The following is a 15,966-nucleotide window of genomic DNA, read 5'->3' as shown; positions in this document are numbered from 1 at the left end:
CGGCTGCACGCTCGGGCCGGCCGGCCGCGCCACCCCGTACGCACGGAAAGGGCACTGAACACCCGTGAACCCCCGAACCCCCCGCCGTACCCTGCTCCGGGCCGGCCTCGCCACCCTGCCCCTGGCGGCAGTGACACCGGCCGCACACGCCGCCGAGCGGACCGGCCGGCTCACCGCCGCCGATGTCTCCCGCTGGACCGACGCCTATCTGGAGGCCTGGCGGACCAAGAACGACACCGCCGCGGTCCGGCTCTTCACCCCGGACGCCGTCTACGAGGCGGTGCCCGGCATCCCGGCGCAGACCTTCCGCGGGCGCGACGCCATCGGCCGCTACTGGCGCGACATCACCGCAGGCCAGAGCGAGATGAGCGGCCGTCACGGCACCCCCGTCGTCACCGGAAACCGGGCGGCCGTCGAACTCTGGGTCACCCTCAAGGCCCCCGCCATCAACCCGGACGGCGACCACTGGGTCACCTTCCTGGAGTCCAACATCCTGCTCTTCGCCCCCGATGGCCGCTGCCGGCGCAACACCGAATACTGGAACCTCCAGCTGGGCCGCCTGGCACCGCCCCAGGGGTGGGGCACTGCATGAGCACCGCTCGTTCGCTCATCACCGGGGGCCGTGTCCTCACCATGGACCCGGCCCTCGGTGAACTGCCGTCCGCCGACATCCTGGTGGAGGACGGCCGGATCACCGCCGTACGCCCCGGCATCGACGTCTCGGGGGTGGACGAGCGGATCGATGCCCACGGGTGCCTGGTGCTCCCCGGCTTCGTCGACACCCACCGGCACATGTGGCAGGCGGCGCTGCGCGGCAGCGGCGCCGACCAGACCCTCGACCAGTACTTCGCGACCGTCCTGCACACCCTGGCACCCCGGCTCACCGCCGACGACCTCCACCTGGGGAACCTGCTGAGTGCGCTGGGCGCCCTGGACGCGGGGGTGACCACCGTCCAGGACATCTCCAACATCGCCAAGCCGACCGAGGAGCACACCGACGCGCTGCTCGATGCGCTCACCGACTCCGGGCTGCGCAGTGTCTTCGCCTACGGACACGGCACGGCACAGGACGCCCACCGGGTCCGTACCCGTCGGCTGCACGCCAAGGACAGCCTGGTGACCATGGCGCTCAACGCCGAGGCCGGCAGCGACGAGACCATCCGGCGCGGCTGGGGCCTGGCCCGGGAACTGGACCTGCCGACCGCCCTGCACGTCCGGGGCGGCAGCACGGTCTCCCGGCTGCGCCGCCTCGGCGTACTGCGGCCCGGAGCGGTGTTCATCCACGGCACCGGGATGGACGCCGGTGAGCTGCAGCTGATCCATGACAGCGGTGGGGCACTGTCGGTCGCGCCCGCCATCGAAATGACCATGGGCCATGGGCTGCCCCCGTTCGCCGAGGCGGCGGCCGCCGGCCTGCGGCCCAGCCTCAGCGTGGACGTCGAAGTCGCCGCGCCCAGCGATATGTTCACGCAGCTGCGGGCCGCCTTCCAGATCGCGCGCTTCGCGGCCCTGCAAGGCCATGCGGGCCCGGACGCACCCCTGCTCACGGCCCGGGAGGTCCTGGAGTTCGCCACGCTCGGCGGCGCCGAGGCGCTCGGGATGGCGGACCGCATCGGCTCGCTGGCCCCGGGCAAGCAGGCGGATCTGATCGTGCTGCGCACCGACCGGCCCGGTGTGGCGCCGGTGTACGACGCCACCGCGGCCGTCGTGTCGTCGATGGATCGCGCAGACGTCGACACCGTGATGGTCGGCGGGCGGATCGCCAAGCGGCGGGGGCAGCTGGTGTACGCCGGACTGCCGCGGCTGCTGGCACGGGCACAGGACCTGCGCGACCGGCTGGCCGACCGCTGACGCCCTTGCGTCAGCGGCGGATCAGCACGCCCTCCTCGATGGCGGCGAGCGCGATCCGCAGCTGCTCGCTGAGGGCCTTCGCGGTGCGTTCCGGAATGCGGTCGACGAGCCGGGCGTGCACGGCGGTGGTGGCGCGCACCGCCGCTTCGGCGGTCTCCACCCCGCTCGGCGTGAGCTGCACCCAGCTGCTGCGCGCATCGTCCTCGGCCGCCGCGCGGGTGACATAGCCGGCGGCCACCAAGCGCTTGATGATGTTGCTGGTGCCCCCGGAGGACAGCAGGAGCGCGTGCGTGAGCTCGGTCGGCTTGAGGCGGTAGGGAGCGCCGATCCGTCGCAGGGTGGCGAGCACTCCGTACTCGGCCTGGGTCAGCCCCAGCTTCTCCAGTTCGGCGCTTGCGGCGACGTCGAATGCCGAAACCAACAGGGCGGTGCGTTTGGCGAGTTCCAGTGGGAGACCGGCGATTTCGGGCAGCTCGTGTCCCCATGCCGAGATGATCTCGTCTACGTGGTCAGGCTCCACCGCGAACCGCCTTCCCTCTTCCTCATAGCTCAGGTCAAAGATATCCCACCGCCCGGACAGGCACGTTCTGACCTGGGGAGACTGTGTGGTCGCCAGATGTGGACACTGTGAAAAGCTTTCCAGTTACCTTTTAATATAGCTTTTCCCAATGCTTTCTCTCTATGCTTCTCCCATGTTTCAGCGTGCGACGAGGCGTGCCCTGGCCATGACGGCGGTCCTGGCTCTCGCTCTGACCGGCGCCTCCGCCTGCGCCGGCCGCGCCGGGGACACGGCCCCACAAGAGAGCGCGATGGCGGAAACCCGTCGCTCCGGGGAGGAAGGAACCATCGGAATGGCAGAGTTCAGCGCCGCACCGGACCGGCTGCCGTCGTGCTTCCGCGGCGTCCGGAGCGCCACCGCGTACCGCCTGCCCGGTTCCCCGGGGCGCGGCCGTCTGGTCACCACGGGCAGTGGTCCGCACGGCGTCGTCTTCGCCCCCATCTCCTGGGGTGATGCCTGTGAATGGGCGGCCGAGGCCAAGCGGCTCGCGGCCGGCGGCTACCACGTCGTCACCTTCGACTGGGGAGGGGACCGCCGCCGGACCGTGGCCGACGCGACCCGGTTGCTGCGGTCGCGCGGCACCACGAGTGTGGCGTGGGTGGGCGGTTGCCTGGGTGGCACGCTCATGCTCGGCATGCTCACGGACCGCGCCGCCCGCCCAGCCGGAGTCGCCGGCATCAGCCCGCTGGCCTCACTGGGCGGCTACGCCGCCGGGAGCGGTACGTCCTACGACGGCGAACTGCTGCTCCTGGGGACCGCCGACGACCCGCTCTCCGACGAAGGAAAGCTGCGCGAGGTCGCCCACGGCTTCCCGAAGGCCGAGGTCACGGTCCTGCCCGGTACCCTCCACGCCGCCGAGATCTTCGCCGGTCCGCACGGTGACGCGGCCCGCCGCAGCCTGGACGGCTTCCTCGGGCGCACCTTCGCCCCGGCGGGCGGCTGACCCGCAGGGCCGCGGGCTGCGAGCAGTCCGGCCCGGCCCCCGGCCCGGACTGCTCGAACCCCGGCACCGCCCCGGCCGCAGAAGCGGCGGGGCGGCGCCGAGGCGTCCCGGGCCGGTCAGGAGCGGGTGGCGAAGTCCTGGGTCCACCACGGGCCGTTGGCGCTGAGGTTCACGCCCACTCCGGTGGATTTGTAGGAGCAGTTGAGGATGTTGTCGCGATGGCCCGGGCTGTCCATCCAGCCCTTCATCGCCGTCGACGGATCCTTGGGGCTCTTGAAGATGTTCTCGGCCCAACTGCTCCACGGGAAACCGGCTTTGGTCATCCGGGTTCCCGGGTCCACGCCTTCCGGGGTGTTGTGCTCGTAGTAGTTGCGGGCGGCCATGTCGTCCGAGTGCGCCTGCGCCGCGGCCTGCAGCCGGGGGTCGACGGTGAGCGGACCGCAACCGTGTTGCGCCCGCTGGGCGTTGACCAGCTCGACGACCTTCTGCGCGAACGCCGCGGCGGTGCCCGTCGCGGCCCGGCTTCCGGCCGGGGCGGCGGCCCCCGTTCCCGACTCGGGGCGGGCCGCGCGGGGCGTTGCGCTCTTGGCCGTGTCCGCGCTGCGGCCCGTGCGTGAGGTGTGCGGCCGGGGCGCGGAGTGCCGCTTGTCGTGCCGTTTCGCCTCGGACGGGGAGGCCGAGGGCTGGTGGCTCTTGGCCGGGCGCGAGGCGGTCGGCGCCGGGGGAGTGGAGGTGGTGGCGGTCGGGGCCGCCGGCGCGGACTGGTCTGCCGCGAGCGCCTGGTCGGTTCCGGAGTCGGGCCGTATCAGCGCCACGCCCGAGCCGCCCACGACGATCACCGAGGCCACCGCCAGCAGTGTCGCCTTCCGCCGGGGGTGCGTGCCGCCGCGGTGCTGACCGCCGCTCCGTCCGTGCCGGCCCCCCGAGCGGCCGCCGGGGCCGGACGGGCCGGAACGCCGCGGTGCGGCGGAGCCGTTCGCCCGGCGGCCGCCCTCCGTCGGGGCTTCGTCGTGGAACTCCGTCTGCAGGTGGTCGTTGTTCATGGTTCCGTTTCCTGTGGGGGCTGGGGAGCTGCCGGCCCGGCGGTGCCGCGTGGCGCGTGGTCCGTGGGGGCCGGCACATGGGAGATCCCGGGAGCGGGACCCGATAACGAAAAGCTCGCAAGAATTTCTTCGCGGCCCCTCGGCGGTCACGCCGCAACCCTTCAGCGGTCACGCCGCACCCCTTCAGCAGCGGCGCCGCAACCCCTCAGTGGTCACGTCGAGGGGCGGCTGCCCCGGCGGCTGGCCGGGCCGCCGGCACCCGGACTGAGCCGCGCGCGTGGCCCGGGGCGCGGCCGCTTCCCGGATCCGCGTAGGTTTTTCTGTTATTGCGATGGGCTCGCGGGGTCACCTGAGTGCGGGGGCTACGAGTACGCACGAATGAACAGGGTGAATGGGCGTGAAGCAGGAAAACGGGACGGCTGCTGTCGAGGCCGCCAAGGCCGGGGACGAGCATGCCCGGGAGGAGCTCATCGCCTCCTACCTGCCACTGATCTACAACGTCGTGGGGCGCGCACTGGACGGCCATGCGGACGTCGACGACGTGGTGCAGGAGACCATGCTGCGCGTCTTGGAGTCGCTGTCGGACCTGCGGGAGCCGGCCTCCTTCCGCTCCTGGCTGGTGGCGATCGCCATGAACCAGGTGCGCCGCCGGTGGACCGCCGACCGCAAGACCCCCGTTGTCGGCTGGGACCAGGCGCCGGAACGGGCCGACCGCTCCGCCGATTTCGTGGACCTGACCATCCTGAAACTGGGACTGTCCGGCCAGCGTCGTGAAGTGGCCGCGGCCACCCGGTGGCTGGACGAGGGGGACCGGTCACTGCTGTCCCTGTGGTGGCTGGAGGCCGCCGGGGAGATCACCAGGCCGGAGCTGGTCGCCGCCGTCGGCATCGACTCACGCCACGCGGCGGTCCGGGTGCAGCGGATGAAGGAGCAGCTGGAGGCCGGACGCGTGGTGGTCCGTGCGCTCTCGGCGAGTCCGCCATGTCCCGATCTGGCCCAGGTGACCGCCACCTGGGACAAAGAACCCTGCGCCCTCTGGCGCAAACGCATATCCCGCCATGCCCGCCGGTGCGCGGCCTGCTCCGGACACTGGAACGACCTCCTGCCCGCCGAAGGACTGCTGGCCGGCCTCGCCCTGCTGCCCCTGCCTGCGCACCTCGCTCCGCCGGCCGCCCTGGCCCCCACCGCCGCGACGGCGTCGGCCACCGCGGCGCCTGCGCACCACGTGTCCGGAGCGTCCGGAGCGTCCGGAGCGTCCGGAGTGCCCCCGCTGCCGAAGCGGCTGCTGCCCCGGCCCCGCCGGGTGAAGAAGGGCACCGCCGTGACGGGTACCGCCACGCTCGCCGTGGCCGTCACCGCAGCCTTGTGGTGGTCGCTCGGTACGCCGCCGGGCGAACGGAAGGACGAACGGACGGACGAGCCGAAGGCGGCCCGTACCGTGACCACACCCCCGCCGACGCCAGACGCCACACCCACCCCCACCCCGTCCCCGTCGCGGACCGCCACCGCGTCGCCCACCCCGTCCGCCCGGCCGACCCCCACCCCGCCCAGCCTGGAAGAACAGGCCACCTCGCTCATCAACCTCCGGCGGGCCAGGGCCGGCTGCGGGCCGCTGCACATCGACCGGAGACTGCACACCGCGGCGCGGCGCCACTCCGCCGACATGGCGGCACGTCAGTACTACGAGCACGACACCCCGGACGGTACCGGCCCCGACGAGCGGATCACCGCCGCCGGGTATCAGTGGAGCAGCTGGGGCGAGAACCTCGACCGGGGTCCGCGCACCGCCGCCGCGGCGGTGAACGACTGGATGGGCGACGCCATGCACCGCAACAACCTGCTCGACTGCAAGTTCACCTCAGTCGGCATCGGTGTCGTCCAGGGAGCGGGCGGGCCCTGGTGGACCCAGGACCTCGCGGCACCGCGCTGACCTGCGCACTCTGGGGCACCGGCTGCTCGTCCGGTGTGCGTGGCCAGTTGGTGGTCAGGGGGTGACCCGCCAGCTCAGCGCCCCGGAGAGCTGCTTGCGCAGCGCCGGGTCACGGACCGCGGCCGTACGGTCGGTGGCCCTGGCCGTGACCGTATGGGTGCGGCGGTCGGCCGGGACGCCGAGGGCCCGCACCACGACCGTGTGCCTGCCCCGTGCGGACTTGCGCTCGCGGCCGTCGACATACCACGTCACCTTCGCGGAGTCGGGTGCACCGACATGGAGACGCGCCGTGCGGGATATGGCGCGGTCGGTGGCCACGGGGCTGCTCAGCACGCTCGCGTAGCGGTAGAAGCCCGCGATCATCCCCTCACGGCCGGGGGTGTTGAACTCCCGGCCGAGCGTCCTCATGATCGAATTCTCGGTGGGGCGGTTGAGTCCGTACTGGTAGTAGCCGCCGCCCTCGAAGGCGCCGACCGCCCCGCCGTCCGGCGATTGCTGGCCGATCCAGCGGTACCACTTCTGTTGCTGAGCGGTCAGCTGGTCGGCGGAGAGCGTGGTGAGGTTGGCCTCGGCGGGTTCGGGGCCGGAGTAGGTGCCGGACTGGCCGTAGTCGTACTCGTCGGCGAGCTTGCCGAGCGAGTGGCCGGTCTCGTGCACCGCGATCTGGTCGGACCGGTCGTTGTCGGAGGAGGCGGTGGCGATCCCGTCGTAACCGGCCTGGGAGGAGATGTCGTTGTACCCCGCACCGCCGTATTTGGTGGAGTTGGCGAGCACCACGACGAGGTCGGCGGCGGGGGCCTTGGCGGCGTACGACTCGACCTTGCCGGTGTCGACGCACAGCAGCCGCTCGGTGCCGTCGCAGAAGAAGGCGGAGTCGAGGGCGGTGTCGCGGACCACGTCCTGTGTCGGGTCCCCGGAGACGCCGGACTCGTTGGAGACGGCGTCGACGGCCCAGACGTTGAACAGCCCGGCGTACGAGGCGTAGGGCTCGACGGCGGAGATCTTGGCCCACTTGGCGCGGACGTCTGCGTGGAAGTCCTCCTGCCGGTCGGCGGTGTAGCCGTCCCCGATGAAGACCACGTCGAGCTTGGTGCCGACCGGACCGTTCTGCACGATCGAGGTGACGTCGCCGTCGCCGGCGATCGCGGCCTTGTCGGAAGGGGAGACCGGTTTCGAGGCCGGGACGGTGGTGTGCCGGGGGTGACCGCCGGCTCCGGTGAAGTACTCGACCTGCTGGGTGCGGTGCCCGTGCGGGGACGGGGCGGCGCCCTGGGCCGTGGCCGCGGCGGCCGTCGCCGCCAGCGCCACCGCGGCGAGGCCGGCGGTCACCGCGGTGCGTAGGGAAAGGCGTCTGCGGATGTCTGTGGAGGTGCGTGAGCGCATGGGGGGTCCCTCCCGAAGCCCGTCACAGAAGCGGCGGGCTGAGCTGAATTCAGGCGCGCTCAACGTAGAGGCTCCAGGGGCCGCAGGCAACGAATGATGCCGAAGTGACGTGACGGTCACATGAGTTGAGGGTGCGGCGAGCGTGGCAACGCTTCTGCCTCCTTGGTGGATCTCTTGATCACATGGGCAGGGGCCGGCAGTCCGACTCAAGCCACCCGACGTGAGCCCGAGCTCTTGGCAGCAGGGGAATGCGCGACAGGTCACCATGCGAGCCCGACGGTCCGCAGGCCGGATACGTGTAGGGGGCGTTGTGGGGGACCTGGTGGGCGCGGGGGCGTACGCGCCTGGCGTGGTGTGGTTGTGCATATGTCCGCGTTTTGTCACACCAAAATGGATTTCCCCCACCAAGGGGTGACGGGCGGTCAATCTTTGGGGGCCCGGTCAAACCGGCCGGGCGTCCGGTTTTTGGGCGCCCGCACAAGGGCGCCCCTTGCAGGAGGTTCGATGTTTCTTCACGCTTCGCGTGTTGCCATGGCTGTCCTGGGCTCCGCGGCCCTGGCAGCCACCGCAGCCCTTCCGGCCAGTGCGGCCGGCCACCATGCTCCGCACGCCACGCGGTCCGCGGTGGTGCTCGGGGCGATCCAGTACGACAGCCCCGGACGGGACGACCGCTCGAACCGGAGCCTGAACGCGGAGTGGGTCACGGTCAAGAACACCGGCCGCACACCCGTCAACATCAAGGGCTGGAGCCTGTCCGACAAGAGCGGGCACGCCTACCGTTTCGGCAACGTGCGTCTGAACGGCCACAGCCAGGTCCGCGTCCACACCGGCATCGGCCGCGACAACCGCAATGACGTCTACCAGGACCGCCGGAACTACGTCTGGGACAACAACAAGGACGCTGCGACCCTGCGCAGCGACCGCCACCGTGTCGTCGACACCGTGGCGTGGGGGCGCCGTCGCTGACCCCGCACGGACGTGACCGGTGAGGGGACACCCCTCCCTCACCGGCCGGAGCTTCTGCCACCCGGTGCGCCACAGACAGCCTGTCTGTGGCGCACCGCCGTGTGCATGCGGGAGCCGCCGAACGCTGCGCGGCTCGGACCTTGCCGATCAGCTTTCCGCAGCACATGCCCCGCCTCGCTCATCTCCTGCGCCTGGGCGGCGTCGGCCAGTGCGACGATCTCGACGACGGGTACGGCGAGCCTCCTCTCGACGGTGGCGCCGCTGTTCCCTGCCGTGGCTCAGCCGGTTGCCAGGCGCTCGGAACTGCGGCTGACCGGCCCTCCCGTGGCCGGCCGTAAACTGCCCCACCCGGTCCCCGTGTTCAGCGGGTTCCGTTGTCCTCGTGCGCTACGAGCGCATCGTAAAGCGGCCAGCCGTCCAGCTCCTGCTCCTTGGCAGGGGCCGGCAAGTGGCCCTGTGAGGCCAGCTCGTCGAAGATCCGGCGGACCACGCCCGGCTCGTGCAGATTGAGCACGCCGCGGTTGCGGGCGCCGACCGCGCCGGAGTGCAAGAGGCCGTCAGGGACGAGACGCCCCGGCCGGTCACGGAAGACGATCCGCACGGTTGCCCGAGTGGCGTCGTGATGGAGCGAGAGAATCTCGCGGCATTCGGGGTGCTTGTGGCGGACCGACCACAGCCAGGTTTCCTCGCCGATGACCAGACGACGAAGGTGATGGTCTTTCCTCATGTGTCCGAGAGTACGGGGCCGCAGGCCGCAGGCCGCAGGCCGCAGGCCGCGGGCCGCATGGCGTGATGCGCAGGCCGCAGGCCCCAGGCACAACGAGGTGGCGCGGTCCCGCGCGGAAGACCGCGCCGCCCCGTACCCGCCGCCGAGGGAGGGGCCCGGCACCTCTGGTGGTGCAGATCCGCGGCGCCCACGGGCGCCGCGCCGGGTCACGGTCGGTTCCCCCGTGCTTGGTTGCGGAAGACCGCCGGAGTTTCGCCGGCCCGCTGCCGGAAGAACTTGGTGAACACCGTGGCATCCGGGAAACCGAGCCGGTCGCCGATGGCGGTAGCGGTGAGGCCGGTGTGCACCAGCAGGCGCTTGGCCTCCAGGAGGACCCGGTCGTCGATATAGCGTTTGGCGCCGCACCCGGCGGCGGTGTGGGTCGCGCGGGTGAGCGTGCGGACGCTGTAGCCCAGCTGCCTGGCGTAGTCGTCCACCCGGTGGGTGCGGGCGAAGTCACGCTCCACGGCCCGCTGAAAACTCCGGAAGGCGGCACCGCCCGCCTCCTCGCGGCCCTGGGCGCCGCGCACCTGGGCCAGCCGCAGGACGAGGACGGCGAGCAGATGGCGCACCACCTCGATATGTACCTCCAGGGGCAGGCCGGCCAGCTGCCGGTACTCGCCCTCCAGCAGCTCCAGGACCCGGCGTACGGCATCCCCCTCCGCGCCCTGAGGGGCCAGTGGCAGCGCCCCGTCGTGCTGATCGATGCGGGCGGCATCCGCGGTGACGGGGCTCAGGAAGCCCGGCAGGAAGAGGACGATGCTGCCCTCGGCCAGGGTGAGGTCGGAGCGGTACTGACTGATCTGGCCGGGGCGCACCCACAGCCAGCTGCCCGGGGTCAGCTCGTGCTCGGTGAAGTCGACGGAGCAGCGCAGGGTGCCGGTGCGCACCGCGATCAGCTCGTGGAAGGCCAGGCGCTTGGTGGCGTAGGGGTCGGTGTCATGCCGCCGTGCGCGGGCGAGCAGATCGCCGAAGCCGAGGACCTCCGCGCCGGGCGGGGCTCCCGCGGAGGCCCTGAAGGGGACCTCGGTGATGTCAGCGGGTCCGTTTCCGTCCATAACGTCTTCCTCAGCGTGCCGCTTCGAAGGGGTGGCTCGCGCCCAGCGTGAGGGAGGAAAGAGCCGGTCAGGCAGCATGCGGGCTTACCGGGAGCAAATCCGGCGTGACGACGCGGTGACCGAAAATTTCGGTGCACCCTCATCTGCTGCCTGCTGCCTGCTGCCTGCTGCCTGCTGCCTGCTGCCTGTTGCCTGCTGCCCGCTGCCCGCTGCCCGCCGGCTTTGCGTGCCCACCGGCCTTGACCTGTCGCGCACCGGCGCGACGGGCTCTTCCGGCCTTGTGCCGGTGTCGCACGGACCGTTGCGCCGTCCGATGAACCGAGGGAGCCGACCGCTGTGCGACTGATCGTGGGAATGACGGGAGCGACGGCGTCATCCACCGACCCGACGAGCAGGGGGCAAGGAGCGCCGCCCCAAGCGGCGGGACGGCATGCGCGCCGCCCGAGCGGTCAAGCCCACCGTCCGACCCCGGCACCCGCCCACGAAGCAGCACCCATGGCATACGACGACTTCCGTAGCTTCTTGGCGTCGGCAAGGAGGGCCACCTGCTGCGCATCAGTTCAGGTGAGCCGTGACGGCTCCGGCCTCTCCTCGTCGGGCGGTACCGCGCTCCGGGGTCCTGCGGTCCGGGTACGCCGGGTGAAGTGATAGCCGGCCACGAGGATCGCCGCCCATACCGGGGCCACGTACAGCGCGATTCTGGTCTCGGCGTCGAAGGCGAGCAGGACGAGGACGAGGCCGAGGAAGGCGAGGACGAAGTAGTTCGATGCCGGCGCCAGCGGCATACGGAAGGCGACCGGCCCCAGCCGACCGGCGCGGACCGCCGCCCGGTAGCGCAGATGGGCGCAGACGATGATTCCCCAGGTGAAGACGGCGGCGATGGTCGCCACGCTCGTCACGTACGCGAAGGCCTCCTTCGGGACGAAGTAGTTCGCGGCCACGCCCAGCAGCATGACGGCCATGGACGCGAGAATGCCCGCGGCGGGGACGCCCTGGCGGCTGACCTTTCCGAACACGGCCGGCGCGTGCCGGTCCCGGGCCAGGGTGAGCAGCATGCGGCCGGTGGAGAACACCCCGCTGTTGCAGGAGGAAAGCGCCGCGGTCAGCACGACCATGTTCACCACACCCGCGGCCGCGGGCACCCCGACCTCGGCGAAGACGAGCACGAACGGGCTGGTGTCCGGGTCGAGTTGATTCCAGGGGACCAGCGCCATGACCGCGGTGAGGGCGCCCAGGTAGAACAGTGCGATCCGCCAGATCACCCGGCGCACGGCGGAGGGCAGGGTCCTTTCCGGGTCCTTGCTCTCCCCGGCGGTCACACCGAGCAGTTCGACTCCGACGAAGGCGAAGACGACGACCTGGAGGGCGAGCAGCGGTCCGGCCGTGCCGTGGGGGAAGAAACCACCGTGCGTCCAGATGTTGCTCAGTGACGCGGTGTTCCCCAGGGGACCGAAGCCGAAGACCAGGATGGCCGCGGCCATGATCAGCAGGATGACGATGGTGAGCACCTTGATGATGGCGAACCAGAACTCGAACTCCCCGAACAGCCGGACCGCCAGGAGATTGACGAGGCCGAGGACCGCCAGGGCGATGAGGCCGGGCAGCCACTGGGGCACACCGGGCCACCAGTAGCGGACGTAGATCCCGGCCGCGGTCAGCTCCGCGGTACCGGTGACGACCCACATCAGCCAGTAGCTCCAGCCGGTGGCGAACCCGGCCCATGTGCCGATGAACTCCTCGGCGTAGGTGGCGAACGACCCGGACACGGGCCGGTACACCAGAAGCTCACCGAGGGCCCGCATCACGAAGAAGACGACCACGCCCGCCAGCGCGTAGGTGAGCAGCAGCCCCGGACCGGCCTCGTGGAGGGCTTGGGCGGAACCGAGGAAGAGTCCTACGCCGATCGTTCCTCCGATGGCGATCATCTGGATGTGACGGGGCTGCAGACCCCGGTGGAGGTGTGCGGCACCGGGGTCGTCGTGGCCGGTGGGACGTGGCGGGGACGCTGGAGGCCGGTACGTCATGGTGGGGCCCTCTCGTCGGGGCGGAGGTGAGGCAAGGGGCGGACCGTGTCGGTGGTCCAACGGGCGGAACGGCGGTCGGTGTCGGTTCAGCGGGCGTCGGAAACCGTGCCGCCGGTATAGGTGCGCGGAACGCGGGCGCCGATACGGGTGACGATTTCGTGCGAGATGGTGTGGGCGGCCCGGGCCCAGTCCTGCGCGCCCGGTTCCCCGCGGTCGCCGGGCCCGAAGAGCACGACCTCGTCTCCGGGGGCGGCGGGCACATCGCCGAGATCGAGGACGAACTGGTCCATGCACACGGTGCCCGCCACCTTGTGCCGTCGGCCGGCGACGAGCACCGGACCGGCCTGTGACGCATGCCGGGGAACGCCGTCCGCATAGCCGACGGGGACCAGGCCGAGCGTGGTCTCGCGGGGGGTGCGATAGCGGTGCCCGTAGGAGACGCCGTGCCCGGCGGGTACCCGCTTGACGGAGGCGAGCCGTGCGGTGAGGGTCATCGCCGGGCGCAGCCCCAGCTCCGCCGGTCCGGCCAGGCCGGGCACCGGGCTCAGCCCGTAGACGGCGAGCCCGGGACGTACGAGGTCGAAGTGTGCCTCCGGAAGGGTCAGTGTGGCGGCCGAGTTGGACAGGTGCAGGACTTCGGGGGTGAGCCCGGCCCGCCGGGCGAGCTCGGCAGCGCTGCGGAAGTCCGCCAACTGCCGGTCACAGCCGGGGTGCCCGGGCTCATCGGCCCGCGCAAGATGCGACCACACGCCGACGACACGGACGGACCCGGCTGCTTCGGCGCGCGCCGCCGTCTCCACCAGCGCCGGCCAGTCGCCCGCCGTGGCGCCGCCGCGCCCGAGCCCGGTCTCCGCCTCGAGGTGCAGCCGCGCAGGCCGGCCCACGGCGTGCGCCGCCCGGACCGCCGCCCGCACCGCCCAGTCGGCACCGGCCGACAGTTCGACCCCGGCGGCCACCGCGGAATTCCAGTCGTCACCCGGCGTCAGCAGCCAGGCGAGCAGCCGGCCGGGGACACCGGCCGCGCGCAGTGCCAGCGCCTCCCGCATCCCGGCGACGCCGATCCAGGTGGCGCCACCCGCGAGCGCCGCCCGGGCGGCCGCGACCATGCCGTGCCCGTAGCCGTCGGCCTTGACCACGGCCATCACCTCGGCGGAGCCCGCCGCATCGCACAGCCGGCTGACGTTGGCGCGGATCGCCGCGAGATCAATGCGGGCCTGGGCGTGCGGTGTTCCGGCCCGGTACGGCTCCCCACCGTGGTGGTCGAACGCCGAGCCGCCGGCCGGGGGGACCTCTGGGGGTGCGGCCGGGTCGGGACCTCCGGCCGCTGCGCCGGGGCCGGCCGGCGGCCGTACGTCCGCGACGGCGGTCGCTGCCGCTCCGTGTCCGGCTACGGCGATCTCGGTCTCGCGGGGAATGCCGAATGTCATGCCACCGTCCTTCCATGGGATCCATTGGTGCCCGGTGAGCTGCGGGTGGAGCCATGGTTTCGGCGGGGGAACGGGCCGTCATCGTTCGATCGGCACTGTCTCGGGGCGCTCGGCAGTGGGACCGGGACAACGGGAGGCGGCCGGCGGCTCAGCCCGAATGGGCCTCGGCGTCGGTCTCCCCGCCGTATTGGCGGGCGGTGAGCTGGAGCAGCAGCGCGGTACGGACCTGGGGATCGTCCAGTGGCAGCGCCACGACGTCCTGGAGGCGGCGCATCCGGTGCCGCAGGGTGTTGGGGTGGATGCGCAGGCGGGCCGCGGCGGCCCGTGGGTCGCCCATCTCCTGCAGCCAGGCATGAAGAGTTGTCACACCACTCGTGCCGTACGCATGGTCGTGGTCCACCAGTTGCTGCAGCGGTCCGACGGCGGTGATCCGTGCCGCCGCGGCGGAGCGTGCGACATGGCGGAGCACGACCGTGGCCCACACCTCGTCGTGGACGGCCCGGGTGCTCGCGATCAGGCCCGTCCGGAGCAGGTCGAGAGTGTCGTCGGCCTGCTCACGCGAGCGGGCGAGCCCGGGGACCGACGCCGCCAGTCCGCCGACCGCGACCAGGGGGGCGGGCTGCCCGGCGGCTCCGCAGAGGGTCTCCAGCCACGCCGGCCCCCCGTCGGTGGGCCAGGTGGCCATCTCCGCCGGAACGATCCCGTACACCACTCCGCCGATGACTGCCGCGGGGGACCGAAGGCGAGACCCACGGAACCGGGACATACGCTCCCATACCGTTAGTCGCTGTCGCTCCGCCTCGCCGTCGTCCTCGCAGCGCACCCCTACAGCGATCACCCGCCAGGGGCCGGCGGCGAGTCCCAGGCGCCGCGCCGCGTCCGCCGATCCCTCCTGGCCGTGCAGCACCGTGGCGACCATGTCGGTCAGGACGAGGCGCTCCACATCCGCGCCGGCCCGCCGACGCAGCAAATGCAGGGCGGCCACCGCCGCGGTGTCGGCGAATGCCTCGGCCCGCTCGGCGGGCACCGGTCCCGGCACGATCGCCCAGATCGAGCCGAGCACATCCCCGCCGGCGTGTACCGGTACCACCAGCCGGGGCTTGGTCCCTTCCACCACCGCGGGTACATAGAACGGTTCGGTGTCCTGGGCGATCTTGTGAAAGACGCCGTGCCGCCGGAAGTGGGCGTTCACCTCGTCGGGGACGTGGCGTCCCATGATCGTCGCGACCCGCGCCTCATCGCCGCGCTCCTGACGGGCGGAGTAGGCAAGGACACGTGAGCTGCGGTCCTCGATGGTGACCGGCGCATCGATCACGGCGGCGATCGCGTCGGCCAGCCCGAAGAGATCACCCGCCTCGGTGCCGACCGCCCTCGTGCCGGAGTCCGCGTAACCCTCGCTGTCGAGCACCGCGCGCAGCAGGGACACCACCTGCGCCCAGCCCGCCTGCTGCTCGACCTGCACCAAGGGCAGCCCCGCGGCGCTCGCGGCCGTGACCACCGTTTCGTCGACCGCCGCCGGGGCCTTGAGCAGCAGAGCGCCGGCCGACCGCGCGGCGCACGACGCCAGCAGCCGCAGGGCCTGCGAGCGATCCGTGAGATTCACTCCGAGGACGAGGTCCCCCGGGCGCAGATCGAAACCGCCGTCCGGCTCGGCAATCACCACATCGCCCACCGGCACCGCGGTGCCTCCGGGGGCGCGCACCCCCGACAGCACGGCCGGCCCGACGGAGCCGAGAAGCCGTTGCAGACTCATCACCGGTCATCACCCGCTCACCGTTCCGCCCACCATCGTGCACCACGGAATCCGCACCTCCGCACGCGGCCTCTCCCGAGCGGACAGCCCTTGGGCGTCACCGCCCCCGGAACCGGTCCGGCAACCGGGCTCTCGCACCACTGCACCGGCGATTCCCGCACCGAAACTGACGGTCATTGCCGCATGACGGTCGGTGCGCGGCCGCCGACGCGGTCGGCAGGCGTGGTCGGCAGGCGCGGTCGGCAGGCGTCGTCGGCAGGCAT

Annotated in this window: 13 protein-coding genes; 5 read left to right on the top strand and 8 right to left on the bottom strand. The window is 72.0% G+C overall.

What is annotated here, in order from left to right:
* Nucleotides 1–64: 64 nt before the first annotated feature.
* Together ACF088_RS15075 and ACF088_RS15070 are read left to right on the top strand one after the other, a co-directional pair.
* Nucleotides 65–592: a nuclear transport factor 2 family protein gene (locus ACF088_RS15075; RefSeq protein ID WP_392376211.1), complete on the top strand. Its 528-nt coding sequence runs from the start codon at nucleotides 65–67 to the stop codon at nucleotides 590–592.
* Entirely contained in the window at nucleotides 589–1,851 is a 1,263-nt protein-coding gene (locus ACF088_RS15070) for an amidohydrolase family protein (RefSeq protein WP_392376210.1), read from the top strand. Before ACF088_RS15075 ends, ACF088_RS15070 begins: the two co-directional genes overlap by 4 nt.
* A 10-nt stretch (nucleotides 1,852–1,861) precedes the next feature.
* Here the strand turns inward: ACF088_RS15070 and ACF088_RS15065 are convergent, their stop codons facing one another.
* Nucleotides 1,862–2,371, bottom strand: a complete 510-nt coding sequence (locus ACF088_RS15065; protein ID WP_176956618.1) for a MarR family winged helix-turn-helix transcriptional regulator — start codon at nucleotides 2,369–2,371, stop codon at nucleotides 1,862–1,864.
* Nucleotides 2,372–2,702: 331 nt separating this feature from the next.
* On the opposite strand from ACF088_RS15065, the gene ACF088_RS15060 reads away from it, so the two are divergent.
* Nucleotides 2,703–3,353: a hypothetical protein gene (locus ACF088_RS15060; RefSeq protein WP_392376209.1), complete on the top strand. Its 651-nt coding sequence runs from the start codon at nucleotides 2,703–2,705 to the stop codon at nucleotides 3,351–3,353.
* Nucleotides 3,354–3,469: 116 nt separating this feature from the next.
* On the opposite strand, the gene ACF088_RS15055 is transcribed toward ACF088_RS15060, so the two are convergent.
* Nucleotides 3,470–4,396 carry a CAP domain-containing protein gene (locus ACF088_RS15055; RefSeq protein ID WP_392376208.1) on the bottom strand — a complete coding sequence of 309 codons (927 nt, stop codon included), beginning with the start codon at nucleotides 4,394–4,396 and terminating at the stop codon, nucleotides 3,470–3,472.
* A gap of 397 nt (nucleotides 4,397–4,793) precedes the next feature.
* On the opposite strand from ACF088_RS15055, the gene ACF088_RS15050 reads away from it, so the two are divergent.
* The gene (locus ACF088_RS15050; protein ID WP_392376207.1) at nucleotides 4,794–6,326 is read left to right on the top strand and encodes a sigma-70 family RNA polymerase sigma factor; all 1,533 of its coding nucleotides are present in this window, start codon (nucleotides 4,794–4,796) and stop codon (nucleotides 6,324–6,326) included.
* 54 nt (nucleotides 6,327–6,380) lie between these two features.
* On the opposite strand, the gene ACF088_RS15045 is transcribed toward ACF088_RS15050, so the two are convergent.
* On the bottom strand, nucleotides 6,381–7,709 hold the full coding sequence (locus tag ACF088_RS15045) for a M64 family metallopeptidase (RefSeq protein WP_392376206.1): 1,329 nt from the start codon (nucleotides 7,707–7,709) through the stop codon (nucleotides 6,381–6,383).
* A 504-nt stretch (nucleotides 7,710–8,213) separates the two neighbouring features.
* On the opposite strand from ACF088_RS15045, the gene ACF088_RS15040 reads away from it, so the two are divergent.
* The gene (locus tag ACF088_RS15040) at nucleotides 8,214–8,675 is read left to right on the top strand and encodes a lamin tail domain-containing protein (RefSeq protein WP_392376205.1); all 462 of its coding nucleotides are present in this window, start codon (nucleotides 8,214–8,216) and stop codon (nucleotides 8,673–8,675) included.
* A gap of 361 nt (nucleotides 8,676–9,036) precedes the next feature.
* Here the strand turns inward: ACF088_RS15040 and ACF088_RS15035 are convergent, their stop codons facing one another.
* The 5 genes from ACF088_RS15035 to ACF088_RS15015 all read right to left on the bottom strand — a co-directional run bounded on the left by ACF088_RS15035 (nucleotide 9,037) and on the right by ACF088_RS15015 (nucleotide 15,703).
* Nucleotides 9,037–9,402: a hypothetical protein gene (locus ACF088_RS15035; RefSeq protein WP_392376204.1), complete on the bottom strand. Its 366-nt coding sequence runs from the start codon at nucleotides 9,400–9,402 to the stop codon at nucleotides 9,037–9,039.
* Between the two features lie 206 nt (nucleotides 9,403–9,608).
* Nucleotides 9,609–10,499, bottom strand: coding sequence for an AraC family transcriptional regulator (locus ACF088_RS15030; protein WP_392376203.1), 891 nt, complete (start codon nucleotides 10,497–10,499; stop codon nucleotides 9,609–9,611).
* 560 nt (nucleotides 10,500–11,059) lie between these two features.
* Nucleotides 11,060–12,523 carry an amino acid permease gene (locus ACF088_RS15025; RefSeq protein ID WP_392376202.1) on the bottom strand — a complete coding sequence of 488 codons (1,464 nt, stop codon included), beginning with the start codon at nucleotides 12,521–12,523 and terminating at the stop codon, nucleotides 11,060–11,062.
* 86 nt (nucleotides 12,524–12,609) lie between these two features.
* On the bottom strand, nucleotides 12,610–13,950 hold the full coding sequence (gene alr, locus ACF088_RS15020) for an alanine racemase (protein ID WP_392376201.1): 1,341 nt from the start codon (nucleotides 13,948–13,950) through the stop codon (nucleotides 12,610–12,612).
* A 148-nt stretch (nucleotides 13,951–14,098) separates the two neighbouring features.
* Nucleotides 14,099–15,703 carry a PucR family transcriptional regulator gene (locus ACF088_RS15015; protein ID WP_392376200.1) on the bottom strand — a complete coding sequence of 535 codons (1,605 nt, stop codon included), beginning with the start codon at nucleotides 15,701–15,703 and terminating at the stop codon, nucleotides 14,099–14,101.
* Between the last annotated feature and the right edge of the window lie 263 nt (nucleotides 15,704–15,966).

The sequence above is a fragment of the Streptomyces sp. NPDC015125 genome, assembly GCF_043080045.1.
Taxonomy (GTDB): Bacteria; Actinomycetota; Actinomycetes; order Streptomycetales; family Streptomycetaceae; genus Streptomyces.
The sequence above is the reverse complement of the archived record's forward strand: the minus strand, read 5'-3'. Positions and strand labels throughout refer to the sequence as shown.

Coding starts and splice junctions, on each gene's coding strand:
- ACF088_RS15070 (WP_392376210.1), top strand. CDS start 589: ATGAGCACCGCTCGTTCGCTCATCACCGGGGGCCGTGTCCTCACCATG.
- ACF088_RS15060 (WP_392376209.1), top strand. CDS start 2,703: ATGGCAGAGTTCAGCGCCGCACCGGACCGGCTGCCGTCGTGCTTCCGC.
- ACF088_RS15055 (WP_392376208.1), bottom strand. CDS start 4,396: ATGAACAACGACCACCTGCAGACGGAGTTCCACGACGAAGCCCCGACG.
- ACF088_RS15045 (WP_392376206.1), bottom strand. CDS start 7,709: ATGCGCTCACGCACCTCCACAGACATCCGCAGACGCCTTTCCCTACGC.
- ACF088_RS15040 (WP_392376205.1), top strand. CDS start 8,214: ATGTTTCTTCACGCTTCGCGTGTTGCCATGGCTGTCCTGGGCTCCGCG.
- ACF088_RS15035 (WP_392376204.1), bottom strand. CDS start 9,402: ATGAGGAAAGACCATCACCTTCGTCGTCTGGTCATCGGCGAGGAAACC.
- ACF088_RS15030 (WP_392376203.1), bottom strand. CDS start 10,499: ATGGACGGAAACGGACCCGCTGACATCACCGAGGTCCCCTTCAGGGCC.
- ACF088_RS15025 (WP_392376202.1), bottom strand. CDS start 12,523: ATGACGTACCGGCCTCCAGCGTCCCCGCCACGTCCCACCGGCCACGAC.
- alr (WP_392376201.1), bottom strand. CDS start 13,950: ATGACATTCGGCATTCCCCGCGAGACCGAGATCGCCGTAGCCGGACAC.
- ACF088_RS15015 (WP_392376200.1), bottom strand. CDS start 15,703: ATGAGTCTGCAACGGCTTCTCGGCTCCGTCGGGCCGGCCGTGCTGTCG.